Here is a 24,430-nt window from a genome sequence, read left to right on the forward strand (position 1 = left end):
GGAGATCAGGCCGACGCGGTACCGGGGGGTGGGACTGGCGTGCCAATGATTGGTTCGCGAGGAAGCGATGGGCGGCACATGCCCCCTGGGAAAGAAAAGCGGATGGTTTTTACGAGTACGAACGTACCGAAATGCTGATGGGACAAGGCCTGCCGAGCGATTGAGGCGGGTTTTGGAGTGCGTTTTCGTGATGCATGTCAATTATTAAAAATAAATTCATAATTCCATAAAGAACTAAATATTAGTTCGTCAGTCTAGGCGAACGGCACCGCGTCGGCCTTTCCGCCGAGCATTTTCCCATGCCCATTCAGGGAGCGCTCGGACGCGCTTCGGGCGCAGGGTCGAACAGTCGCGACGATGCCGGAGGCAGGGAATGCTTGTTCGGGCAGTCGGCATTTCCTCGTCTCACTTCCCTCAAAAGCGCTCGGCTGCGCAATTTGCATACGGAAGCGAAGTAGATGGAGTTCAATGTCAAGGATTTTGGTGCAAAAGGAGATGGACAAACGGATGACACGGACGCCATCCAGGCGGCGATCGATGCCGCCTACAAGGCCGGGGGCGGCACCGTTCGCCTGGAGGCCGGCGAGTACCGGGTCAGCGGCGGCGACGAGGCCTCCGACGGCGCGCTGATCATCAAGAGCAACGTGCATATCGTCGGCGCCGGGATGGGCGAGACGGTGATCAAGCTGGTCGACGGCTGGGACCAGAAACTCACCGGCATCATCCGCTCGGCCAACGGCGAGGAGACCCACGACTACGGGATCAGCGACCTGACGCTCGACGGCAACCAGGACCACACCGAAGGCGAGGTCGACGGCTTCTACACCGGCTACATTCCCGAGGTGGACGGCGCCGACTACAACGTCACCGCCGAACGGGTGGAAATCCGCGAGGTGTCTCGCTATGCCTTCGACCCCCACGAGCAGACCATCAACCTGACGATCCGCGACAGCGTCGCCCACGACAACGGCAAGGACGGCTTCGTCGGCGACTTCCAGATCGACGGCACCTTCGAGAACAACGTCTCCTACGGCAACGGCCGCCACGGCTTCAATCTCACCACCAGCAGCCACGACATCGTTTTTCGCAACAACGTCGCCTATGGCAACGGCGCCAACGGCCTGGTGATCCAACGCAACTCGGAAGACCGGCCTTTGCCCTACAACATCCAGGTCGAGGGGGGGGCCTTCCACGACAACGGCGGGGAGGGTGTGCTGATCAAGATGAGCACCGACGTCACCCTGCAGGGCGCCGAGATCTACAACAACGGCGCGGCCGGGGTGCGCGTGCAGGGCGCCGAGAACGTGCAGATCCTCGACAACGACATTCACGACAATGCGCAGAACGGCGCCAATGCCGAAGTACTCCTGGATGCCTACGACGATACCGGCGGGGCGTCCGGCAACTACTACGAGACGCTGAACGCCACGGTGCAGGGCAACACCATCGTCGGCTCGGCCAACTCCACCTACGGCGTGCTGGAGCGTACCGACGGCACCGACTACAGCACCGTCAGCGACAACAGCATCAGCGGTACCCAGCGCGGCACGGTGCTGCTCGGCGGCGAACACTCGACCTTCAGCGAGTCGTCCGGCGGCTCGGCACAGCTGATCGAGGGCGGCGGCGGCGACGATACGCTGACCGGCACTTCGGCCGGCGACCTGCTCCTCGGCGCCAGCGGCAACGATTACCTGGACGGCGCGTCCGGCGACGACATCCTCGAAGGCGGCGCCGGCCGCGACCGGCTGACCGGAGGCGAGGGCGCCGACCTGTTCCGCTTCACGGCGATCGGCGACAGCTACCACACCGCCAGCAGCAACTTCACCGATCTGATCGTCGATTTCGATGCCCGTCAGGATCGCGTCGACCTCGCCGGACTCGGCTTCAGCGGTCTGGGCGACGGCTACAACGGCACCCTGGCGGTGTTGGCCAGCAGCGACGGTAGCCGCACCTACCTGAAGAGCTACGAAGCCGACGCCGACGGCCGGCGCTTCGTGCTCGCCCTGCAAGGCAACCAGACCGGCCTGCTGGACGCCGACAACGTGATCTTCGCGCGCCGCGCCATCGCCGGCGGCGAGGGCAACGACACCCTGCTCGGCACATCGGCCGCGGAAACCCTCGACGGTGCCGGCGGCGGCGACAGCCTGGCGGGCGGCGGGGGCGACGATCTGCTGAACGGCGGCGCCGGCGCCGACAACCTGTCCGGCGGTCGGGGGCGCGACCACCTGGCCGGCGGCGAGGGGGCGGACGTCTTTAGCGTCGAGTCGCTGACCGACAGCTACCGCACCGCGAGCGACAGTTTCAGCGACCTGATCGCCGACTTCGACCCGGCCAAGGATCGCATCGACCTCTCCGGACTGGGCTTCAGCGGTCTGGGCGACGGCCACGACGGCACCCTGCAGCTGTGGCTCGACAGCGCGAGCAACCGCACCTACCTGAAGAACTTCGACGAGGATGCCGACGGCCGACGCTTCGAGATCGCCCTGGAGGGCGACTTCTCTAGTCTGGGCGAACAGCAGCTGATCCTCGACGGGCGCCAGACCCTGAACGGCAGCAGCGGCGGCGACCGGCTTTCCGGCGGCGCGGCGGCCGAAGAGCTGCTCGGCGGAGCGGGACGCGACCTGCTCGACGGCGGCGCGGGCGACGACCTGCTCGACGGCGGCCTCGGTCGCGACACCCTGACCGGCGGCAGCGGTGCGGACATTTTCCGCTTCGCCGACCGCCTGGACAGCTCCCGCAACTACGCTGCCGGGACCGGCCAGGTCGACGACATCGTCGATTTCACCGTCGGCACCGACCTCCTCGACCTCTCCGCCCTTGGTTACAGCGGTCTGGGCAACGGCCACGACGGTACCCTCATCCTGCTGCTGAACGCGGACGGCACCCGGACCTACCTCAAGGACCGCGAGGCCGACGCCCAAGGCAACCACTTCGAGATCGCTCTCGACGGCAACTACTCCGACAGCCTCTCCGAGGCCGACATCGCCTTCACCGTCAGCGAACTGGAAGTGCTCGGCAGCGCCGGCACCCCGACCGACCTGGCGGCCTGACGCAACGGGCCGCTGCGGCCCGCCTGCCCGGCTCCGGACGGCCCCGCACTCGCCCGGGGCCGGGCGAACTAAAGAATCCCCCGCCAGTCTCATCCGGCAACAACGCAGTCGGCTGTTTCGCCCGCGCGCCTTACCGGCGCCGGCGAGCCGGGCCGTGCAGTCGCGTCCAAGCCGGAGACGGGAAAGACTTGTTCGCACAGTCGACTTTTCCTCCTCCATTTCTCACGCAGCGTCCGGCTGCACATCACTGGATCGGGAAGCGGGCAGATGGATTTCAATGTTAAAGATTACGGGGCGCTGGGCGATGGCGTCAGCGACGATACGGCCGCCATCCAGGCGGCGATCGATGCCGCCTGGATGGCGGGCGGCGGCACCGTCTATCTGCCGGCCGGCGAATACCGGGTCAGCGGCGGCGAGGAGCCCTCCGACGGTTGCCTGATGCTCAAGAGCAATGTCTATCTGGTCGGCGCCGGGATGGGCGAGACGGTGATCAAGCTGGTCGACGGCTCGGACCAGAAGATCACCGGCCTGGTCCGCTCGGCCTACGGCGAGGAAACCAGCAACTTCGGCATGAGCGACCTGACCCTCGACGGCAACCGCGACAACACCACCGGCAAGGTCGACGGCTGGTTCAACGGTTACATCCCCGGCCAGGAGGGCGCCGACCGCGACGTCACCCTGGAGCGGGTGGAAATCCGCGAGATGTCCGGCTACGGCTTCGATCCCCACGAGCAGACCATCAACCTGACGATCCGCGACAGCGTCGCCCACGACAACGGCCTCGACGGCTTCGTCGCCGACTTCCAGATCGACGGGGTGTTCGAGAACAACGTCTCCTACGACAACGACCGCCACGGCTTCAACGTCGTCACCAGCACCCACGACTTCGTCCTGAGCAACAACGTCGCCTACGGCAACGGTGGCGCCGGCGTGGTGGTGCAGCGCGGCTCGTACGACCTTGCCCACCCCGCCAACATCCTCATCGAGGGCGGTTCCTACTACGACAACGGTCTCGAGGGCGTGCTGATCAAGCTGAGCAACAACGTCACCGTGCAGGATGCCGAGATCTACGGCAACGGCTCCTCGGGCGTACGCGTCTACGGCGCCCAGGAGGTGCAGATCCTCGACAATCAGATCCACGACAACGCGCAGAACGGGGGCTATCCCGAAATCACCCTGCAGTCCTACGACGATACCGCCGGGGTTTCCGGCAACTTCTACGCGACGGTCAACACCTGGATCGAAGGCAACGTCATCAGCGGCTCGGCCAACTCCACCTACGGCATTCAGGAGCGCAACGACGGCACCGACTACAGCAGCCTCTACGACAACAGCATCGACGGCGTGCTGGGCGATGCCGTGCTGCTCCAGGGCGCCCACTCGACGGTTTCCGACCAGCCCGGAACCGGCCAGCAGGCGACGATCGAGGGGACCGACGGCAACGACGTGCTGACCGGCAGCGACGCCCACGAGCTGGTCCTCGGCGGGGCCGGCAACGACCGCCTGGACGGCGGCGCCGGCAACGACATCCTCGACGGCGGCGCCGGGCGCGACAACCTGACCGGCGGCGAGGGCGCCGACGTGTTCCGCTTCTCCGCCCGCGAGGACAGCTACCGCACCGCCAGCGCCAGCTTCAACGACCTGATCGTCGACTTCGACCCGGCCAAGGACCGCCTCGACCTCTCCGAACTGGGCTTTTCCGGCCTGGGCGACGGCTACAACGGCACCCTGCTGCTGCAGACCAACGCCGACGGCAGCCGCACCTATCTGAAGAGCCTCGAGGCGGATGCCGAAGGCCGGCGCTTCGAGGTCGCCCTGGAGGGCAACCTCACCGGCCTGCTGACTGCCGACAACCTGCTCTTCGAGCGTGCCGCCATCGAGGGCAGCGCGGGCGACGATGCGCTGCTCGGCACCTCGTCCGCCGAGACGCTGCTCGGTTACGCCGGCAACGACAACCTCGACGGCGCCGGCGGCAACGACCTGCTGGTCGGCGGCGCCGGGCGCGATACCCTCACCGGTGGCGCCGGGGCGGACATCTTCCGTTTCGACGCGCGCTCCGACAGCCAGCGCAACTACGACAGCCCCGACAACCAGGTCGACCGCGTCGTCGATTTCGACCTGGCCGAGGATCGCCTCGACGTTTCCGCGCTGGGCTTTTCCGGCCTCGGCGACGGCTACAACGGCACCCTCGCCGTGGTGCTCAACAGCGCCGGCGACCGTACCTACCTGAAGAGCTACGAGAGCGACGCCAGCGGCTACCGCTTCGAACTCTCCCTCGACGGCAACTACCAGGGGCTGCTCGGCGCCGAGCACTTCGTCTTCGCCGCGCCCGGCGGGCCGCTGCTTCTCGAGGGCACGACCGGCAACGATACGCTGGCCGGCACGGACGCCGACGAAACCCTCCACGGCGGCGGCGGGCGCGATACCCTGAGCGGCGGCGGCGGGGCGGACGTGTTCCGCTTCAGCGAGCTGACCGACAGCTACCGTACGGCCAGTTCGACCTTCAACGACCTGATCGTCGACTTCGACCAGGCCAGCGACCGCATCGACCTCTCCGGCCTCGGCTTCAGCGGCCTGGGCGACGGCTACGACGGCACCTTGGCCGTGCAGGTGAACAGCGCCGGCACGCGGACCTACCTGAAGAGCTTCGAGGCGAATGCCGAGGGCGAGCGCTTCGAGGTCGCCCTGAACGGCAACCACGGCACGCTGGGCGAAGCCAACCTGATCTTCGACGAGCGGGCCGTGCTGAGCGGCAGCGAGTCCGACGATACGATCGTCGGCAGCAGCGCGGCCGAGGAACTGCTCGGCGGAGCCGGGCAGGACAATCTGGATGGCGGGGCCGGCAACGACATCTTCGACGGCGGTGCCGGCCGCGACACCCTGATCGGCGGCAGCGGCGACGACGTCTTCCGTTTCAGCGACCCACTCGACAGCTTCCGCAATTACACCAGCGGGGTGAACGGCACCGACAGCATCGGCGACTTTACCCACGGCGCCGACCTCATCGACCTCTCCGCCCTGGGCTACAGCGGTCTGGGCGACGGCTACGGCGGCACCCTCGCGGTGGTGCTGAACGATGCCGGCACCAAGACCTACCTCAAGGACCTCGACGGCGACGCCGAGGGCAACCGCTTCGAGATCGCCCTGGAGGGCAATCACGTCGACCAGCTTTCCGCGGACGACTTCATCTTCGCCTCCACCCCCGAACTCGAGGCGATCGGCACCCCGCAGTCCGAGCCGGTCGCCGCCTGAGGCGGCACGGGGGGCGCTGTCCGGCGAAAGCGGATGGCGTCCCGCCGATCCTTCCTCTTTTTCCGGCAGGCCTCGACGGATCTCGATCCTCCGGAGCGTTTCTCGCCGCCGCCCATCCCGGTGGGTGGTCGGCGCGTGTGTATAAAATCCAGTCTGAAGAAGCCGCTCGGCTGCCGGCTGTCCGTGCGCAACGGCGCTGGCGCGTTGATCGTCCGGCCCGCCGCCGGGTGCCGTGTCTGCACCGGGCGATCCCCCTCTCCGTCGCTGTGCCGCGCAGGGGCCGTGGCGCAGACTGATATGATCGTGACGCCGAGGACAGGTCTGGGCACGGATCGGTGGCAAAATGTACCGGATGGTTAGTTCTGTTCGGTTATCGACCAGAAGCCCGGTTAGTCGATTGACGCTTTTTTGAGCACTGTCCAAGATTGTCGTCAGGTTGCAGGCCGACTCGTCGGGCAACCAGAGCCCACCACACCATAACAACTTCAAGATTGGTAAACGCTCATGTGCATAGTTCAATTCCGCCAAGCCTGCGTTCTTCCTCGCCATGCCCGTGCGGGTATCCCGCTCCAACGGCATTCGCGCCGCCTGCGTCGTCATTCTTTGGTCTAGTCGCGACCCGATCGTTTTCCGCTGAACCCGCGCCACTCACCGCAACCAGTAATTCCGAGCATTCCCGCCGGCAGGCCGGATGGCCCGTTGCACGCCCGGAAAAGGACGCTTGGCTCCGCCGGCATTACTGGGGCACGAAAGAGGTTCGACCGGGCAGCTGCGCTCCTGGTCCCTGAACGGATGGCTACTGAAAATGTTCACTTCGCAAGGTAATTCCATGGCTACACCTATGGCTGCCGGACCCTCTGCATCGGTCCATGACTCGGTCGGCACCAAGATCCGTGCCGCCCTCGCCGTCGGCAAGGTACGTTGGGGCATGCTCGCCCTGGTGTTCTTCGCCACCACCCTGAACTACATCGACCGTGCCGCCCTGGGCGTGATGCAGCCGATCCTGGCCAAGGAGATGAGCTGGTCCACCATGGACTACGCCAACATCAACTTCTGGTTCCAGGTCGGCTACGCCGTCGGCTTCTTCCTGCAGGGCCGCTTCATCGACAAGGTCGGCGTCAAGCGCGCCTTCTTCTTCGCCGTGCTGCTTTGGAGCCTGGCCACCGGCGCCCATGGCCTGGCGACCTCCGCGGTTGGCTTCATGGTCTGCCGCTTCATCCTCGGCCTGACCGAGGCGGCCAACTACCCGGCCTGCGTGAAAACCACCCGCCTGTGGTTCCCGGCCGGCGAGCGCGCCCTGGCCACCGGCATCTTCAACGCCGGCACCAACGTCGGCGCGATGCTCACCCCCGCGCTGCTGCCGCTGATCCTCAGCGTCTGGGGCTGGCAGGCCGCCTTCGTCGCCATGGCCTCTCTGGGTCTGGTCTGGGTGGTGTTCTGGGCCCTGAAGTACTACAACCCGGAAGAGCACCCGACCGTCAAGCCGGGCGAACTGGCCTATATCCAGAAGGAAGTCGAGCCCGAGCCGGCCAAGGCGTCTCTGGCGAGCATCCTGGGTCGGCGCGGCACCTGGGCCTTCGCCGGGGCCTACATGATCACCGCGCCGGTGTTCTGGTTCTACCTGTACTGGCTGCCGCCGTTCCTCAACCAGCAGTACAGCCTGGGCATCAGCGTCACCCAGATGGGCATCCCGCTGATGGTCATCTGGCTGACCGCCGACTTCGGCAGCATCGGCGGCGGTATCCTCTCCTCCTTCCTGATCGGTCGCGGGATGAATGCGATCCGCGCGCGTCTGCTGTCGATGCTGCTTTTCGCCACCTGCATCTGCTCGGTGGTGTTCGCCGCCAATGCCAGCGGCCTGTGGATCGCGGTGCTGGCGATTTCCCTGGCCGTCGGTGCGCACCAGGCCTGGACCGCCAACATCTGGAGCCTGGTGATGGACTACACGCCCAAGCACCTGATGAGTTCGGTGTTCGGCTTCGGCGGCATGTGCGCGGCGATCGGCGGCATGTTCATGACCCAGCTCGTCGGCTACGTGCTGACCGCCACCAACAACAACTACGCCGTGTTGTTCATCGCCATCCCGAGCATGTACTTCCTGGCGCTGACCTGGATGTTCTTCATGGCGCCACGCAAGCTCGAAGCCTGATAGCCGTTCGCGCACAGCAAGGGGGGCCTTCGGGCCCCCTTCGCTTTTGCGGCTCGAGCAGGCGGGCGATGGCTCAGGACGGGCGCGCTTGTCCGTCGTCGCCGCGCAGGTAGGCCAGCCAGTACATGCCGGCGACCAGCAGGGTGCCGCCGACCAGGTTGCCGGCGGTCACCGCGAGCAGGTTGCCGGCGACGCCGGCGAGCGACAGCGTGCCCTGGCCGTCCAGCACCAGCCCGAACGGCAGGAAGAACCAGTTGGCGATCGAGTGCTCGAAGCCAAGGGCGACGAAGGCGGCGATCGGAAAGAGGATGGCGAGGATCTTGTCGGTCACGCTGCGCCCGGCCATCGCCAGCCAGGTCGCCAGGCACACCAGGGCGTTGCACAGGATGCCGCGGGCGAAGGCTGCGCCGAGGCCGAGTTGCGCCTTGCCGTGGGCGATCTTCAGCGCCATTTCGCCCACCGCGCCGTCGCCCAGGCCGGCGGTGCCCGCCCAGACCACCAGCAGCACGGTGCCCAGGCAGCCGACCACGTTGCCCAGGTAGACCAGCACCCAGTTGCGCAGCACCGCGCGGCTGTCGATCAGCCGGCTCGCCCAGGCCATCGCCAGCAGGTTGTTGCCGGTGAACAGTTCGGCGCCGCCGATCACCACCAGCACCAGGCCTAGGCAGAAGCTCAGGCCGCCGAGCAGCCGGGAGGGGCCGAGGCCCAGGCCGCTTTCGCTGAGTACCACGGTGTAGAGCAGGGCGCCCAGGGAGACGAAGGCACCGGCGAGCACCGCCAGCACCAGCACGGTGAGGGCGTCGGCGCGGGCTTTCGCGACGCCCATGCCTTCGATCCGCCGGGCGATCTGCGCCGGCTGGTAGGCTTCGCCGAAGAGGTGTTCCTGAGCCATGAGAGAGGGTCCGCTGTGCCGACCCGGCGTCGGCAGAGGCCGCACTCTAGAGGGGATGGCTTTGGCCTGTCCACCGGGCGCCGCCGGCTCGCGCCGGCAGCGCCTGCAGGCGGCGTCAGTCCAGCGCCTGCGCCGGGCCGAAGAACTCGTAGTGGCACTGTGCTTGCGGTACGCCGAGTTCGCGCAGTTGCCGCTTGACCTGGGCCATGAACGGCTGCGGGCCGAGGAAGTAGGCCTGCAGGTTGCGCTCCGCCGGCAGCCAGGCGGCCAGGCGCTGCGCGTCGAGCCGGCCGCTGGCGTCGGCGCGGTCCTCGGCGCGCGGCTCGCTGTAGCAGAAGAACGGCTTGAGCTGCGGATGCCGCGCGGCCAGCGCCTCGATCTGCTGGCGGAAGGCCTGTACGCCGCCGTGGCGCGCGCAGTGGATGAAGCGGATCGGCCGGCCGCCGGGCAGCGCCGCTTCCAGCATGGCCAGCAGCGGGGTGACGCCGACGCCGGCGCCGATCAGCACCAGCGGCTTGTCCGACGCATCGAGGACGAACTCGCCGGCCGGCGGGAAGAGTTCCAGGCGGTCGCCTTCGCGGACCTGCTCGTGCAGGTGGCGGGAGACCCGGCCCTCGGCGTGGCGCTTGACGCTGATGCGGTATTCCTCGCCGTTCGACGCCGCCGACAGCGAGTAGTTGCGGCGCACTTCCTCGCCGTCGAGGAGCAGGCGCAGGCCGATGTACTGGCCGGGCAGGAAGGCCGGCAGGGCGCCGCCGTCCGCCGGGCGCAGGTGGAAGGAGACGATTTCCTCGCTCTCCACCACCTTGCGCGCCACGCGGAACGCCCGCGCCCCGCGCCAGCCGCCCGGTGCGGCGGCGTTGGCGGCGTAGGCCGCTTCCTCGGCGCCGATCAGCAGCCCGGCGAGCATCCCGTAGGCCGCGCCCCAGGCGTCGAGCACCGCGTCGGTGGCGATCTCTTCGCCGAGCACCTCGCGGATCGCGCGCAGCAGGCAGGCGCCGACGATCGGGTAGTGCTCCGGCAGCACCTGCAGCGAGACGTGCTTGTTGACGATCTGTCCGACCAGCGGGCCGAGCGCCTCCAGGCGGTCGATGTGCCGGGCGTACATCAGCACGGCGCCGGCCAGCGCCCGCGGCTGCTCGCCGCTGGCCTGGTGGGCCTGGTTGAACAGCGGGCGCACTTCGGGGTACTCGGCGAGCATGATCCGGTAGAAGTGGCGGGTCAGGGCTTCGCCGCCGGTTTCCAGCAGCGGCACGGTGGCCTTGACGATGGCGCGTTGTTGATCGGTCAGCATGGGCGACTCCTGTAACGGTACTTGCAAGGGGGCGGTCGCTCGAGGCGCCGCCAGCGATACAGTAATTGCCATCAGTTTTCGTGCCAGGGCCGCAGGCCGCGGAAATCGCCGGCCGGTTGCCTATTGCTGTTCTTTTGACTACGGTGCTGCGTAGTCAACCAGACAGCATGTTATCGAAATGACTACGCATCCGCTGCTTGCCGCCTTTCTTCCGTTGGTCGCCGACCTGACCCGCGAACTGCCGGAGGACGAGCGCTACCGGCGCCTGCTCGGCGCTCTGCGTCGGCTGCTGCCGGCCGACGCCGCGGCGCTGTTGCGTCTGGACGGCGATCTCTTGGTACCGCTGGCGGTGGACGGGCTGAGCCCGGACACCCTGGGGCGGCGCTTCCGCCTCGCCGAGCACCCGCGCCTGCAGGCGCTGCTGGAGCGGCGCGGTGCGACCCGCTTCGCCAGCGACTGCAGCCTGCCCGATCCCTACGACGGCCTAGTCGAAGGACTTTCCAGCCAACTGGAGGTCCACGATTGCCTCGGCTGTCCGCTGTACCTGGACGAGCGCCCCTGGGGCCTGCTGACCCTGGATGCCCTCGACCCGGCGCGCTTCGACGGCATCGACCTGACGACCCTGGAGGCGTTTGCCAGCCTGGCGGCCGCCACCGTGCAGGTCGGCGAGCGGATCAGCGCGCTGACCCGCCGCGCCGAGCGCGACGAGCGGCTGATGGAGGCCTACCGCGAGGCCGCCGACCGCCAGGCCGGTCACGAACTGATCGGCCAGAGCCGCGCCCACCGGCGCCTGCTGGAGGAGATCGCGGTGGTCGCCGGCAGCGACCTGAGCGTGCTGGTCAGCGGCGAGACCGGGGTCGGCAAGGAACTGGTGGCCCAGGCCATCCACGCTGCTTCGGCGCGTGCCCACAAGCCGTTGATCAGCCTGAACTGCGCGGCGCTGCCCGATACCCTGGTGGAGAGCGAACTGTTCGGCCACGTGCGCGGTGCCTTCTCCGGGGCGGTGGCCGAGCGCAGCGGCAAGTTCGAGTTGGCCGACGGCGGCACCCTGTTCCTCGACGAGGTCGGCGAACTGCCGCTGGCGGTGCAGGCCAAGCTGCTGCGGGTGCTGCAGAGCGGCCAGCTGCAGCGGGTCGGCTCCGACCGCGAGCACCGGGTGGACGTGCGGGTGATCGCCGCGACCAACCGCGACCTGGCCGGCGAGGTGCGTGCCGAGCGCTTTCGCGCCGACCTCTACCACCGCCTCAGCGTCTATCCGCTGCCGGTGCCGCCGCTGCGCGAGCGCGGCCGCGACGTGCTGCTGCTGGCCGGCTTCTTCCTCGAGGAGAACCGCGCGCGCCTCGGCCTGCGCGGCCTGCGCCTGAGTACCGAGGCCCAGGCCGCGCTGCTCGCCTACGACTGGCCGGGCAACGTGCGCGAGCTGGAGCACCTGATCGGCCGTGCGGCGCTCAGGGCGATGGCCGGCGGCGAGCACCGGCGGATTCTCAGCGTCGGCCCGGAGCTGCTGGATCTGCCGGCTGCCGTGAGCAGCGAGACGCCTGCGGCCGACGCCGCACAGGCGCCGGCGACGGGCGACCTGCGCCAGGCGGTGGAGGGGTTCCAGCGCGAGCGCATCCTCGCCGCTCTCGAGGCCCACGACCACAACTGGGCCGCCGCGGCCCGTGCGCTCGGCGTGGACCGCGCCAACCTGCATCGCCTGGCCAGGCGTCTGGGGTTGCGCTGAGGGCGCGGCGCCGTTGTAGGAGCCAGCTTGCGGCGATCCGCTGGTAGGGCGGGTGCAACCCGCCGGACGTGGTGGGAGCCGCTCCACAAGGCGGGTTTCACCCCCTACGCCCTACGGTTCGAGAAGCAGCAAACTCCGGCGGATCGGTGGGGTGCCGGAGCGGGGTCAGGCCTGGGCGGTGGCCTTTTCCAGCAGCGCTTGCAGGCTGCCGTCGGCTTCCATCTCGAGGACGATGTCGCAGCCGCCGATCAGTTCGCCGTTGACGAACAGCTGCGGAAAGGTAGGCCACTGGAACAGCTTCGGCAGCTTCTCGCGGATGTGCGGGGCGGCCAGCACGTTGACGAAGGCGAAGGGCTTGCCGATCTTGCTCAGGGCGCCGACGGCGGCACGGGAAAAGCCGCATTCCGGTGCCGCGGGGGTGCCCTTCATGTAGAGGATCACCGGGTTCTCGGCGATCTGCTTGCGAATGCGTGCTTCGGTGTCCAGTACTTGCATGGTTCTCTCCTTATGCCGGCAGGGCAGCGGTGTGCTGCGCGCGGATGCCGTGTGCCTTGACCGCGCGCGACGGCCTGGCCTGCCAGGCGGCGTAGCCACCCTCCAGGCTGTAGCAGTTGATGAAGCCGAATTCGCCGAACAGGCGCGCCATGTCCGGGCTGGAATCGCCGTCGGCGCAGCAGAAGATCAGGTGCACCTGCTTCGGGGTGACCTTCAGCAGGGTGCGCAGGTTCAGGTCGCTGAGATGGATGGCGCGCGGATCGTGCCCCTGGCAATAGGCGCGGGCGTCGCGGGTATCCAGCAGCATGACATTGTCCTGGCCGGTCAGCAGGGCTTCGGCCTGCTCGACGCCGATGCGGGCGAACGGGGTCATACTTCTTCTCCGAAACAGTCGTGGTAGGTGGGGCACTGCTCGCAGCTGGGCGAGCGGCAGACGTAGCCGCCTTCCTGTTCGCACAGCTGTTTGTAGAAGAACTTCTTCCAGCGCATGTTGCGCACGTTGCGCGCGGCGAGGCTGGGGAAGTTGTGCGTCAGAAGGTCGTGCAGCTGCTGGCGGGATTCCAGCCCCAGGTCGCGCCACAGGTGGTCGCCGCCCAGGCAGGCAGCGGCGACGATGCTGGCGATCCAGATTTCCTCCGGGGCGTCGCCGCGCCGGCTGCCGAGCAGCAGGTCGCGCAGTTCTTCCCATTCGTCGCGGCGCATTTCCAGCAGGTCTTCGCGCAGCTCGCTGCATTCGTGGGCCAGCGAGCCCTGGCCGGCGCTGGTCTGGGTGGCCAGCGCGGGGAAATAGGTGCGGATCAGCTCGGCGTAGCTCTGCTCGTCGAGGCCCAGCTGGAACGGCAGGCAACTCAGTCCGCCGCGCTGGGAGCGGACGATCTGCTCCAGCCAGAGGCGGTTGGCGCCATCTTGGCGCACGGCTGGCGGGATGGCCTCCTGGAAGGCCACTGCCGAGGCCATTACTGGCTCCCCGCGGCCAGGCAGCCGATCGAGCCCTGGCCGACCGCGCAGCTTTCCAGCTCGGCATCGGGCTCGGGCAGATCGCCCTGGGTCGGCAGGTGGGTACACAGTTTGACCAGGTCGAAACCGGCCATGTACTGCGAGCCGTAGCGGATCAGCGGGCGACGGATCAGGATCGGGTTGGCCAGCATCATCTCCAGCGCCTGGCTGGCGGTCAGTTGCGCGGGGTCCAACTCGCCGTACTTGATCGCCGGCGCCGAGCGGTTGAACCACTCGACCACCGGCCGCTCGCCGAAGAACGAGCGCAGGCGTTCGGACGTCCAGGGTTCGCTGAGCAGATTGCGGACTTCCAGCTGCAGGCCGGCCGAGCGCAACAGCTGCTTCTGCAGACGGTTGGTGGCGCAGCCGGGTTTTTCGTAGAAGACGATACTGGTGCTGGTCATCTCGGCTCTCCTCTCAGCGGGCCTGGATTTCGCGCATGGCTTCGGCCAGACGCTCCGGAGGAATGCCGGTCAGCGAGCCCGGGGGGTTGGCGGGGGTGCCGTCGGCGAGCAGGATCGCGCCTTCGACCGGACAGATGCTCGCACACTGCTTTTCTTCGTAGCCCCCGTCGCACTCGGTGCACTTGCTTGCACTGATCTTGAAGTGCGAGCCACCCTCGGAGATCGCGTCACTCGGACAGACATCGACACAGGCCCAACAATTGACACAGGATTCCACAATCTTCAGCGCCATAACGCACCTCCACGCAATCCTCGAACTGTCCCGTACCCTGCTCAGGCCTTGGCCTGCAGCAGGGCTCCGTCATTTTCCAGGCGACCCGACTCGATCATTTCCCGGTAGACCGCCATGACCGCTTCCTCGATCGGCTCCATGGCGTGTTCGCCATTGGGCTGGATGCCGGCGGCTTCCAGGTCGCTCCAGGGCTCGAAACCGATCTTCGAACAGAGCACCGCCTCGCAACCTTTCAGGGCGCGCAGGCTGCCGGCAAGGGCACTTTCCTTCTCGCCGCAGGTGTCGTTGCCGACGCAGTACTGGTCGACCCGGCGGTGGCCGATGAAGCGCACGCCGGACGTCGAGGCCTCGTACACCAGGAACTCGCTGGCATGGCCGAAGTGCTGGTTGATCAGTCCGCCGCCGCTGGTGGCCACGGCCATCAGCACCGGACGGTAGCGGCCGCTCGTGCTGTTCTGTACGGATGCAACAGACAGGCCAGCCAGCCGGGCCTTCTTCGCGGACTTCTCGTCCAGCTCTTCCTTGATCGCGGCATGGATGGCGGCGCGCTTGACCATCGCCGCTTCGTAGTCGATGTCCATCGACTCGATCTTGTCGAGGGTGAACTCGTCGCCGCGATCCTCGCCGAGCATGCCGACCGCATCGGCGCGGCACTGGCGGCAATGGCGCATCATGTTCATGTCGCCGGCACAGGCGTCCTGCAGGTCCTGCAGTTCTTCCGGCTCGGGGCTGCGCTGGCCCATCACGCCGTAGAAGGTGCCGTGCTCGGGCTCGGCGATCAGCGGCATGACGTTGTGCAGGAAGGCGCCCTTGGCCTTGACGATCTTGCTCACTTCCTTCAGGTGTTCGTCGTTGACCCCGGGGATCAGCACCGAGTTGACCTTCACCAGGATGCCGCGTGCGACCAGCATCTCCAGACCCTTCTGCTGCTGCTCGATGAGGATCTTGGCCGCCTTGACGCCGCGAATGCGCTTGTTGTTCCAGTAGATCCACGGATAGATCTTGGCACCGACCTCGGGGTCCACGCAGTTGATGGTGATGGTCACGTGGTCGATGTTGTGCTTGGCCAGCTCGTCGACGCACTCCGGCAGGGCCAGGCCGTTGGTGGAGACGCACAGCTTGATGTCCGGCGCCTGCTCGCTGAGCATGCGGAAGGTCTCGAGGGTGCGCTGCGGGTTGGCCAGAGGGTCGCCGGGGCCGGCGATGCCGAGCACGGTCATCTGCGGGATGGTGGCGGCCACGGCCTTGACCTTCTTGACCGCCTGTTCGGGGGTCAGTACCTCGGACACCACGCCCGGCCGCGACTCGTTGGCGCAGTCGTACTTGCGGTTGCAGTAGTGGCACTGGATGTTGCAAGCAGGGGCCACCGCCACGTGCATCCGCGCGAAATAGTGGTGCGCTTCTTCCGAATAGCAGGGGTGGTTGTGCACCTTCTCGCGAATGTGGTCCGGCAGGTGGGAGAGCTGATCGTTCGTGCTGCCGCAGCTACTTGAGGAGCAGCCGCCAGCGCTTTGCTGCCCCCCATTGTTTTGCCCAAGTACGCTCAGTTCCATGGTCTGGTCTCCGGCTGAGAGAGTCTTTACCCCAAGAGCCCAGCAATACCCGTGCCGATTAATTAAGTATCTGTTTTTAAAGGATTTAGTTGAAAATTCAGGGTCCGGTTTGTCGCGCAACGGACAAATCCGCACGGCTCGGCGCGCGCTTCTGTACGACAAGCGACAAGTGTGGCGAACAGGGATGGGGAAGGTGCCGCCGCCGTGGGCGGAGGCCCGTGGCGGGCGGGTTCGGGAAGAGGGGAGGGAGGTCCGGCCATCCATTGCCGGGGGTTCCTGTCAGATCTTGCGCATGTGGATGTTGAGGGTCTGGATGCGGTAGGCGATCTGCCGCGGCGTCATGCCCAGCAGGCGCGCGGCCTTGGCCTGCACCCAGCCGGCCTGTTCGAGGGCAGCGATCACCCGCTCGCGGTCGTCGAGGTTCTCGTCGGCGAGGTTGACCTCGGGCAGCGGAGCGGCGAGCGGCGGACTCTCGTTGTCGACCCCGGTCAGCGAAACCACGTCGCGGGTGATGGTGCCGTCCTCGCTCATGATCGCCGAGCGCTCCAGGCAGTTCTCCAGCTCGCGCACGTTGCCCGGCCAGCGGTGGCTCATCAGCAGGCGGATCGCGCTGTCGGTGACGGTCAGTGGGCGGCCCTGCTGGCGGCCGATCTTGCTGAGGAGGAATTCCGCCAGCTCGGGAATGTCGGCGGTGCGCTCGCGCAGCGGCGGGATGCGGATGGCCATGACGTTCAGGCGGTAGTAGAGGTCCTCGCGGAACTTGCCCTTTTCCACCTCGTTTTCCAGGTCGCGGTTGGTGGCGGCGACGATCCGCACGTTGACCCGCACCGTCTGGTTGCCGCCGACCCGCTCGAACTCGCCTTCCTGCAGCACGCGCAGCAGCTTGGCCTGGAACATCGGCGAGATCTCGCCGATCTCGTCGAGGAACAGGGTGCCGCCGTCGGCCTGTTCGAAGCGTCCCTTGCGCTGCTTCACCGCGCCGGTGAAGGCGCCCTTCTCGTGGCCGAAGAGTTCGGACTCGAGCAGGGTTTCCGGCAGCGCGGCGCAGTTCAGGCGCACGAACGGGCGGTGCGCGCGCGGCGAGTTGTAGTGGATGGCGCTGGCGATCAGCTCCTTGCCGGTGCCGGACTCGCCGAGCACCAGCACGGTGCTGTTCCACTTGGCGACCCGGCGGATCTGGTCGAAGACCCGGCGCATGGTGGGGGTGTGGCCCACCACCATGTTCTCGAAGCCGTACTTGCCGCGCACCTCGCGGCGCAGTTCGTCGCGCTCGTCGGCGGCCTCGCGGCCGTCCTCGATGTTCACCACCAGGCGCACGGTCTGCGCCAGCAGGTTGGCGACGATCTCCAGAAAGCGCGTGCGCGCCGGCATCTGCTCGTCGGCGCGAGAGTCCGGCTGGGCCGCCAGCACGCCGATGGTGTTGCCCTCGGGGTTCTTGATCGGCACGGCGATGAAGGGCATTTCCAGGTCGTACAGCGCCAAGCGGTCGAGAAAGCGCGGGTCGGCGGAGATGCGCCCGAGGACCACGCTGTTGCCGTGCTTGAGCACGTTGCCGATCACGCCTTCGCCGCTCCGGTAGCGCACCCCCTCGCAGGCCTGGGCGACCGCTTCCGAATCGGTGTGGATGGCGCCGATCTGCAGGGCGCTGTGCTCCGGATCGGAAATGGTCACCAGGCCGTGCAGCAGGCCGAGGTCGTTGTGCAGCACGGCGAGGACCTGTTCGAGCAGCTCATCGATCTGCTGCTCGCGGCTGAGGGTGCGGGCGATGCTCGCCAGGGCCTGCAATTGCAGGTCATAGAGTTCGACCTGGGTCTGTTTGGTCGAGCGCTGAGGGATGGTTGCATTCATGGGCATTCCCTGTCGCTGTTCAAGTGGAGGCCGAGAAGGGCAGCTCGACGACGATTCGGCAGCCCTCGCGATAGGTGGTGTCGACATGCACCATGCCGGCGTGCTTGGCGACGATCTCCTGGACCACCGGCAGGCCCATGCCGCGTCCGACGCGGTGGGGCGGCTTGGTGCTGAAGAACGGTTCGAACACCTTCAGCACCAGGTCGGACGGGATGCCCGGGCCGCTGTCGGTGATCTCCATGCGTACCAGATGGTTCTCCACGCGGGTGCTGATGAACAGCTCGCGGCGGCTGACCTGGTTCTGGCTCATCGACTCGATGGCGTTGTCGACCAGATGCTTGATCATGCTGCGCAGGCCGCTTTCCGCGCCCATCACCCAGGGCAGGCGCAGCGCCGGCTGCCAGTCGACGACGATGCCCTGGGCCAGCAACTGGTCGGTGCACAGGGTGATCACTTCGCGGATCAACTGGTTGAGGTTGACCGGCATCTTGGTTTCGCCCAGGCGCACCGGGATCGAGCCGCTGAGGTTGTCCAGCGCCTCCATGCCGGCGGCGCTGGCCTCGCGCATGGCGCTCAGCACCGGGTCGTTGCCGGCCTGGTCGCCGAGACGCCGCTCGAGCATGCGCATCGCCGCGCTGATCAGGTTGACCGGCCCCTGCAGGCGGTGGATGGCGGCATTGAAGGTCTCGCGCATGCCCTCCAGCAGCTCCTCCTCGGCCATCAGCGCCTTCAGCGCGTTGAGCCGCGAGTCCTGCTGCTTCTGGCGCAGCTCGGAGATGTCGTTGATGGTCAGCAGCAGGTAGCGCTCCTCGGTGGGGGCGAAGAACACGTGGGCCTGCTCGTCCTCGATGTGGATGGCCCGGCCGTGGCAGGACAGCCAGCGCGGCGAGCGGCCGCCGAGGTCGAAGGAGATCTCCTTGCCGGAAAAGGCGCTGCCCTGGTTCTCCAGAGTTTCGAAGGCGGCGGCGAGGTTTTCCCGCAGCAGCGCCACCAGGCTTTCGCTGCTGCCGTCCTCGACCAGGTCGCGGGCCAGGCGGCAGAAGCTCGGGTTGGAGAGCATCACCCGGTGCTGGCGGTCGAGCACGATCATCGCCGCCGGCGCGGCGTTGACCACTGCCTCGATCATCAGGCGCTGGTTGTTGACGCGTTGTTCCAGTTCGTGCAATTCGCTGGTGTCGCGGTGCATGCCCAAGTAGTAGATGGTCTCGCCGGCCTCGTTGAGCACCGGTGCCACGGTCAGTTCGGCGAGGTACAGGCTCTGGTCCTTGCGCCGGTTGACCAGCACGCCGGACCAGGGCTTCTTCTGCGACAGCCGGCCCCACAGTGCCTGATAGACCAGGCGCGGCGTGGTGCCGTTGGAGAGCATCGATTCGTTCTTGCCGAGCACTTCCTCGCTGTCGTAGCCGGTGATGGTGCGGAAGGCGCGGTTGGCATAAAGGATGTTGGCCTTGAGGTCGGTGATGGAGATGGCGATGGGCGCATGCTCCACCGTCTGGCGGAAGATCTCGGGGAGCAGCTCGTCGCTCTCGGCGTGAGGCGCGCGTGGCTCGTTGCTCAGGGTCGGGTTGGCCGGGGTCATGCTGTGCCTCGTCTATCCAGGGGAACCGGCGATCGCGGGGTGCGCGTCTGCCGGAGCGGTGCGTTTGGCCTGAAAAAATTAGCAAATCCTGTGCCGTACATCGGATGCCGGGGCACCTCGGGTTGCTGGGGAAAATCGCGCCGCGGCGGTTTTCCGGGGGCATCGCTCTCAAGCTGTGCGAAAGCGCACAGCCGGGCGGCGGGCGCCGTAACGAGCTGTCACAAACCTTACAAAACCGGGGGCGCCGGGTGGATAGGCGGTCGGCCTGGCGAAGTCATTTATTGATTTAGGTCAATCTTTTCGGGGCATGCAAGGTGCGCCCGGACAAATTTTGAGCGGTGGCATGCTTGATGCAGAAAACACTCGGCAATAGCGTGCGCCCGACAAAGGTGCATGGATAAGGTTCAGCCGAGTAGGTGAGGTCGCTATGGATTACGTTTTGTTTCTGTTAGGCACCGTGCTGGTTCACAACGTGGTGCTGGTGGGCTTTCTGGGCCTGTGTCCGTTCATGGGCGTGTCGAGCAAACTCGACCCCTCGATCGGCATGGCCGTGGCCACCACGCTGGTGATGGCCCTCGGCGGCGCCAGCAGCTGGCTGCTCGAGCACTACGTGCTGCTGCCGCTGGGCATCGGCTTCATCCGCATCCTCGCCTACATCGTGGTCATCGCCGGCATGGTGCAGCTGATCGAGATGATCATCCGCAAGGTCAGCCCGCCGCTGTACCGCTCGCTGGGCATCTACCTGCCGCTGATCACCACCAACTGCGCCGTGCTCGGCGTACCGCTGCTCAGCGTGCGCGAAGGCCACAACCTGACCATGGCCGTGCTGTTCGGCCTGGGCTCGGGCCTGGGCTTCTCGCTGATCATGATCATCTTCGCCGGGCTGCGCGAGCGTCTGGCCCTGGCCAACGTGCCGGCCGCCTTTTCCGGTCCGCCGATCGCCTTCGTCACCGCCGGCCTGCTGGCGCTGGCCTTCATGGGCTTTGGCGGCCTGATCTGATTCTGACACTGACGGCCGGCACGACCGGCGACGAGAGGAGGGCAATTTATGATAGAGGCAACTCTGGCTCTGGCCGTGATGGGCGTGCTCCTGGGCTGCGGCCTCGGCCTGGCGGCGCGCAAGTTCGCAGTCAGCGACGAAAACCCCCTGATCAAGGAAGTCAGTGACCTGATGCCGGGCAGCCAGTGCGGACAGTGCGGCTTCCCGGGCTGCGGCGCCGCCGCCACGGCGATCGTCGAGGGCAATGCGGCAGTCACCTGCTGCCCGCCCGGCGGCGTGGGTCTGGCCGAGAAGCTCGCCGCGATCCTCGGCGTGGCCCTGGATGCCAGCCAGATGGCCGCCCCCATGATGGCGCGGGTGGAAGCCTCGCAATGCATCGGCTGCACCCGCTGCTACCGTGCCTGCCCCACCGACGCCATCGTCGGCGCCAGCGGGCAGGTCCACGTGGTGCTGGAGGATGCCTGCACCGGTTGCGGCAAGTGCCGCGACGCCTGTCCGGAAGACTGCGTCCTCCTGGCCCCGCAGGAGCAGACCCTGGACACCTGGCGCTGGGACAAGCCCGCCGCCGCCTGAGTCGATTACGGAGCCTTCGCATGCACTTCAATCTTTCCAGTATCCGCGGTGGCGTCCATCCGGCCGCCCACAAGGATCTTTCGGCCGCGCAGCCCATCGGCAGCCTGCCGCTGCCACCGCGTCTCTACCTGCCGCTGCGCCAGCATGCCGGGGCCGAGGCCCTGCCGATGGTCAAGGTCGGCGACACGGTGCTCAAGGGCCAACTGCTGGCCTTCCCGCCCACCGAGGTCTCCGCGCCGGTACACGCCCCCACCTCGGGGCGCATCGTCGCCATCGGGCCGATTCCCGCCCCGCACCCGTCGGGTCTGACCACCACCGGCATCGTCCTCGAAAGCGACGGTGAAGACCGTTGGATCGACCTCGAGGTGTCCGGCGATCCGTTCGCCGAGGACCCGCTGGTGCTCGCCGACCGCGTCGCCCAGGCCGGCATCGTCGGTCTCGGCGGGGCGATCTTCCCGGCGGCGGTCAAGCTCAAGCAGGGCACCCGCCACGAGATCAAGACCGTGGTGGTCAACGGCAGCGAATGCGAGCCCTACCTGACCTGCGACGACCGGATCATGCGCGAGCGCGCCGAGGACATCGTCGACGGCGCCCGGCTGATCCAGCACATCCTGCGCGCCTACAGCGTGGTCATCGCCATCGAGGACAACAAGCCCGAGGCCCTGGCCGCGATGCGCGCCGCCGCCGAACATTTCGGCGCCATCGAGGTGGTGTCGGTGCCGGCGCTTTATCCCATGGGTTCGGCCAAGCAGCTGATCCAGGCGGTCACCGGTCGCGAAGTGCCGGCCGGCGGGCGCAGTACCGACGTCGGCGTGCTGGTGCACAACGCCGGTACCGTGTACGCCATCCAGCAGGCCCTGCGTTTCGGCCGCCCGCTGATCTCGCGGGTGGTCACGGTGTCCGGCGCCTGCGTGAAGACCCCGCAGAACCTCGACGTGCTGATCGGTACCCCGGTCCAGGCGCTCATCGATGCCTGCGGCGGCCTGACCGGCACCCCCGAGCAGCTGCTGCTCGGCGGGCCGATGATGGGCGCGGTGCTGCCTTCCACCCAGGTGCCGGTGATCAAGGGCGCCACCGGGTTGCTGGCGCTGGCCCGGCACGAGCTGCCGAACAAGGACCCGGCGCCGTGCATCCGCTGCGCGAGCTGCGTGGACGCCTGCCCGATGGGCCTGACCCCGCTGGACATGGCCCTCTACGCCCGCGTCGACGACTACGACGGCGCCAGCGAATACGGCCTGCGCGACTGCATCCTCTGTGGCTGCTGCTCCTACGTCTGCCCCTCGCACATCCCGCTGGTGCAGTACTTCCAGTACGCCAAGGGCCAGCAGGACGAGCGCCGCAGCGCGGCCCGCAAGTCCGACCACATCAAGCGTCAGACCGAGGCCCGCGCCGCGCGTCTGGCAGAAGAAGAGGCCGCCAAGGCCGCCGCCAAAGCCGCCAAGGAGGCGGCCAAGGCCGCCAAGGAGGCCGCCAAGGCCGCCAAGGCGAAAGACACCAAGCCGGCTGGCGAGCCGAGCAGTGAGGTAGAGTCATGAGTACCATCAGCGTCGCGGCGGGGCCGTTCGCCCACGACCGCTCCTCGGTCAACCGCATCATGCTGGACGTGTGCCTGGCGCTCACCCCGGCCACCCTGTTCGGCCTGGTGATGTTCGGCTGGCCGGCGATCAACCTGTGGCTGGTCACCTGCGCCAGCGCCCTGGCCATCGAGGCGGCCTGCCTGCACCTGATGGGGCAGCCGATGCGCCGCCTGCTCGATGGTTCGGCCCTGCTCACCGGCTGGCTGCTGGCGATTTCCCTGCCGCCGTGGGCGCCCTGGTGGATCGGCGTCGGCGGCAGCCTCTTCGCCATCGGCATCGGCAAGCAGCTGTACGGCGGCATCGGCCAGAACATCTTCAACCCGGCCATGCTGGCGCGGGTCGCCCTGCTGATCGCCTTCCCGCTGCACATGACCACCTGGGCGCTGCCCCACCCGCTGTTCTCGGCGTCGGCCCCGGGCTTTTTCGACAGCCTGGCGATCACCTTCGGCGGCGCTCCGCTGGCCGACGGCATGACCGGCGCCACCGCGCTGGGCAACCTGAAGACCGAACTGACCCTCCATCGCACCGCCGAGGACATCCTGGCCGGCAGCTTCAGCGTGATCTCGGCACTGTTCGGCAGCACCCCCGGCAGCCTTGGCGAGACCTCGGAGCTGCTGCTGCTGGTCGGCGGCGGCTGGCTGGTGCTGCGCCGGATCATCCACTGGGAGATCCCGGTCGCCATGCTGGCGAGCGTGTTCGTGATGGCGGCCCTCGCCTACTTGATCAATCCCGAGCGCTATGCCGGCGGGCTCTATCACCTGACTTCCGGCGGCCTGATCCTGGGCGCCTTCTTCATCGCCACCGACCCGGTCACCTCGCCGATCAGCCGCGCAGGGCGGCTGATCTTCGGCGTCGGCTGCGGGGTGCTGGTCTACGTGATCCGTACCTGGGGCAGTTTCCCCGAGGCGGTGGCCTTCGCAGTGCTCTTCATGAACGCGCTGACCCCGCTGATCGACCGTTACTGGCGCCCGCGCGCCTACGGCCGCAATACCCGGGGCAAGCCGCTGGTCGCGGCCAAGTGGACCAGCCAGGTTAAAGAGGTGGACAAGGTATGAACCAGACGACGATGACTCCGGCCGAAGAGGCCGCCGCGCCCGCCGAGACGGTCGCGGGCAAACCTTCGCTCCTCGAGCGCCTGGAACGCTGGCGCCCGCAGGTGGCCTACCAGGGCCTGTCGCTGGGCCTGATCTGCGCCGTGGTGGCGCTGCTCCTGCTGGTCGGCAACGTCATGACCCGGGGCACCATCGCCGACCAGCAGATGGCTGACCGGCTGGCCACGCTGCGCCAGGTGCTGCCCGACGCGCTGTACGACAACAACCCCCTGGCCGACGGCTTCAAGGTGCAGGACGAACAGCTCGGCGAGGTCGAGGTGTTCCCGGCGCGCCTGCAGGGCAAGCTCACCGCGGTGGTCTTCCAGGGCAGCAACATCGGCTACGGCGGCCCGGTCAACCAGATGATGGCCGTCGACGCCCAGGGCAAGATCCTCGGCGTACGCATCCTGTCGCACAAGGAAACCCCCGGCCTGGCCGACAAGATCGAGGTTTCGCGCAGCGACTGGATCAAGTCCTTCGACGGCCTGTCGCTGGACAACACCGCGCTGGACAAGTGGAAGGTGAAGAAGGACGGCGGCCAGTTCGACCAGTTCGCCGGCGCCACCATCACCCCGCGTGCCGTGGTCAAGACCGTGCTCCAGGGCCTGCAGTTCCAGGTCCGGCATGCCGAGCAGCTGAAAGCCGAGTAAGAGGAGCCTAAC

19 protein-coding genes are annotated in these 24,430 nt (G+C 67.4%); 9 read left to right on the forward strand and 10 right to left on the reverse strand.

Annotation, left to right across the window (positions count from 1 at the left end; translation table 11 throughout):
• The first annotated feature begins 458 nt into the window (after positions 1–458).
• The 3 genes from BMY22_RS09365 to BMY22_RS09380 all read left to right on the forward strand — a co-directional run bounded on the left by BMY22_RS09365 (position 459) and on the right by BMY22_RS09380 (position 8,451).
• Complete coding sequence (locus BMY22_RS09365) at positions 459–3,050, forward strand: glycosyl hydrolase family 28-related protein (RefSeq protein WP_090621447.1); 2,592 nt, start codon at positions 459–461, stop codon at positions 3,048–3,050.
• 267 nt (positions 3,051–3,317) lie between these two features.
• Positions 3,318–6,302, forward strand: coding sequence for a glycosyl hydrolase family 28-related protein (locus BMY22_RS25200; protein WP_090621449.1), 2,985 nt, complete (start codon positions 3,318–3,320; stop codon positions 6,300–6,302).
• Between the two features lie 829 nt (positions 6,303–7,131).
• A complete protein-coding gene (locus BMY22_RS09380; RefSeq protein ID WP_208599256.1) occupies positions 7,132–8,451 on the forward strand; it encodes an MFS transporter in 1,320 nt (439 codons plus the stop codon).
• A 73-nt stretch (positions 8,452–8,524) separates the two neighbouring features.
• Here the strand turns inward: BMY22_RS09380 and BMY22_RS09385 are convergent, their stop codons facing one another.
• Complete coding sequence (locus BMY22_RS09385) at positions 8,525–9,343, reverse strand: formate/nitrite transporter family protein (protein WP_090621452.1); 819 nt, start codon at positions 9,341–9,343, stop codon at positions 8,525–8,527.
• Positions 9,344–9,458: 115 nt separating this feature from the next.
• Positions 9,459–10,637 (reverse strand): NO-inducible flavohemoprotein, encoded by a 1,179-nt coding sequence (gene hmpA / locus BMY22_RS09390; RefSeq protein WP_090621454.1) that lies wholly within the window; start codon positions 10,635–10,637, stop codon positions 9,459–9,461.
• A gap of 178 nt (positions 10,638–10,815) precedes the next feature.
• Between hmpA and norR the strand changes: the two genes are divergently transcribed.
• Entirely contained in the window at positions 10,816–12,360 is a 1,545-nt protein-coding gene (gene norR, locus BMY22_RS09395) for a nitric oxide reductase transcriptional regulator NorR (RefSeq protein ID WP_090621456.1), read from the forward strand.
• A gap of 165 nt (positions 12,361–12,525) precedes the next feature.
• Here the strand turns inward: norR and grxD are convergent, their stop codons facing one another.
• The 8 genes from grxD to nifL form a co-directional block, all read right to left on the reverse strand.
• On the reverse strand, positions 12,526–12,855 hold the full coding sequence (gene grxD / locus BMY22_RS09400) for a Grx4 family monothiol glutaredoxin (protein WP_090621458.1): 330 nt from the start codon (positions 12,853–12,855) through the stop codon (positions 12,526–12,528).
• A gap of 10 nt (positions 12,856–12,865) precedes the next feature.
• A complete protein-coding gene (locus BMY22_RS09405) occupies positions 12,866–13,228 on the reverse strand; it encodes a thiosulfate sulfurtransferase GlpE (protein ID WP_090621460.1) in 363 nt (120 codons plus the stop codon).
• On the reverse strand, positions 13,225–13,812 hold the full coding sequence (locus tag BMY22_RS09410; RefSeq protein WP_090621462.1) for a nitrogen fixation protein NifQ: 588 nt from the start codon (positions 13,810–13,812) through the stop codon (positions 13,225–13,227). Before BMY22_RS09410 ends, BMY22_RS09405 begins: the two co-directional genes overlap by 4 nt.
• Entirely contained in the window at positions 13,812–14,255 is a 444-nt protein-coding gene (locus BMY22_RS09415; RefSeq protein WP_090621464.1) for an ArsC/Spx/MgsR family protein, read from the reverse strand. Before BMY22_RS09415 ends, BMY22_RS09410 begins: the two co-directional genes overlap by 1 nt.
• A 13-nt stretch (positions 14,256–14,268) precedes the next feature.
• Positions 14,269–14,547 (reverse strand): 4Fe-4S binding protein, encoded by a 279-nt coding sequence (locus BMY22_RS09420; RefSeq protein ID WP_090621466.1) that lies wholly within the window; start codon positions 14,545–14,547, stop codon positions 14,269–14,271.
• 41 nt (positions 14,548–14,588) lie between these two features.
• Entirely contained in the window at positions 14,589–16,100 is a 1,512-nt protein-coding gene (gene nifB / locus BMY22_RS09425; protein WP_090621467.1) for a nitrogenase cofactor biosynthesis protein NifB, read from the reverse strand.
• A gap of 279 nt (positions 16,101–16,379) precedes the next feature.
• On the reverse strand, positions 16,380–17,948 hold the full coding sequence (gene nifA, locus BMY22_RS09430; protein WP_090621469.1) for a nif-specific transcriptional activator NifA: 1,569 nt from the start codon (positions 17,946–17,948) through the stop codon (positions 16,380–16,382).
• Between the two features lie 19 nt (positions 17,949–17,967).
• Positions 17,968–19,527 (reverse strand): nitrogen fixation negative regulator NifL, encoded by a 1,560-nt coding sequence (gene nifL / locus BMY22_RS09435; RefSeq protein ID WP_090621470.1) that lies wholly within the window; start codon positions 19,525–19,527, stop codon positions 17,968–17,970.
• Between the two features lie 427 nt (positions 19,528–19,954).
• On the opposite strand from nifL, the gene rsxA reads away from it, so the two are divergent.
• From rsxA to rsxG, 5 genes are read left to right on the forward strand one after another with little or no spacing between them, the layout of a single operon-like run.
• Complete coding sequence (gene rsxA, locus BMY22_RS09440; protein WP_090621472.1) at positions 19,955–20,527, forward strand: electron transport complex subunit RsxA; 573 nt, start codon at positions 19,955–19,957, stop codon at positions 20,525–20,527.
• A 48-nt stretch (positions 20,528–20,575) separates the two neighbouring features.
• The gene (locus BMY22_RS09445) at positions 20,576–21,100 is read left to right on the forward strand and encodes an RnfABCDGE type electron transport complex subunit B (protein WP_090621473.1); all 525 of its coding nucleotides are present in this window, start codon (positions 20,576–20,578) and stop codon (positions 21,098–21,100) included.
• 20 nt (positions 21,101–21,120) lie between these two features.
• Entirely contained in the window at positions 21,121–22,635 is a 1,515-nt protein-coding gene (gene rsxC, locus BMY22_RS09450; RefSeq protein ID WP_090621475.1) for an electron transport complex subunit RsxC, read from the forward strand.
• Positions 22,632–23,732, forward strand: a complete 1,101-nt coding sequence (locus BMY22_RS09455; RefSeq protein ID WP_090621477.1) for an RnfABCDGE type electron transport complex subunit D — start codon at positions 22,632–22,634, stop codon at positions 23,730–23,732. Before rsxC ends, BMY22_RS09455 begins: the two co-directional genes overlap by 4 nt.
• Positions 23,729–24,418: an electron transport complex subunit RsxG gene (gene rsxG / locus BMY22_RS09460; protein ID WP_090621479.1), complete on the forward strand. Its 690-nt coding sequence runs from the start codon at positions 23,729–23,731 to the stop codon at positions 24,416–24,418. Before BMY22_RS09455 ends, rsxG begins: the two co-directional genes overlap by 4 nt.
• Positions 24,419–24,430 lie beyond the last annotated feature (12 nt).

The organism is Azotobacter beijerinckii (assembly GCF_900110885.1).
Lineage (GTDB): Bacteria > Pseudomonadota > Gammaproteobacteria > Pseudomonadales > Pseudomonadaceae > Azotobacter > Azotobacter beijerinckii.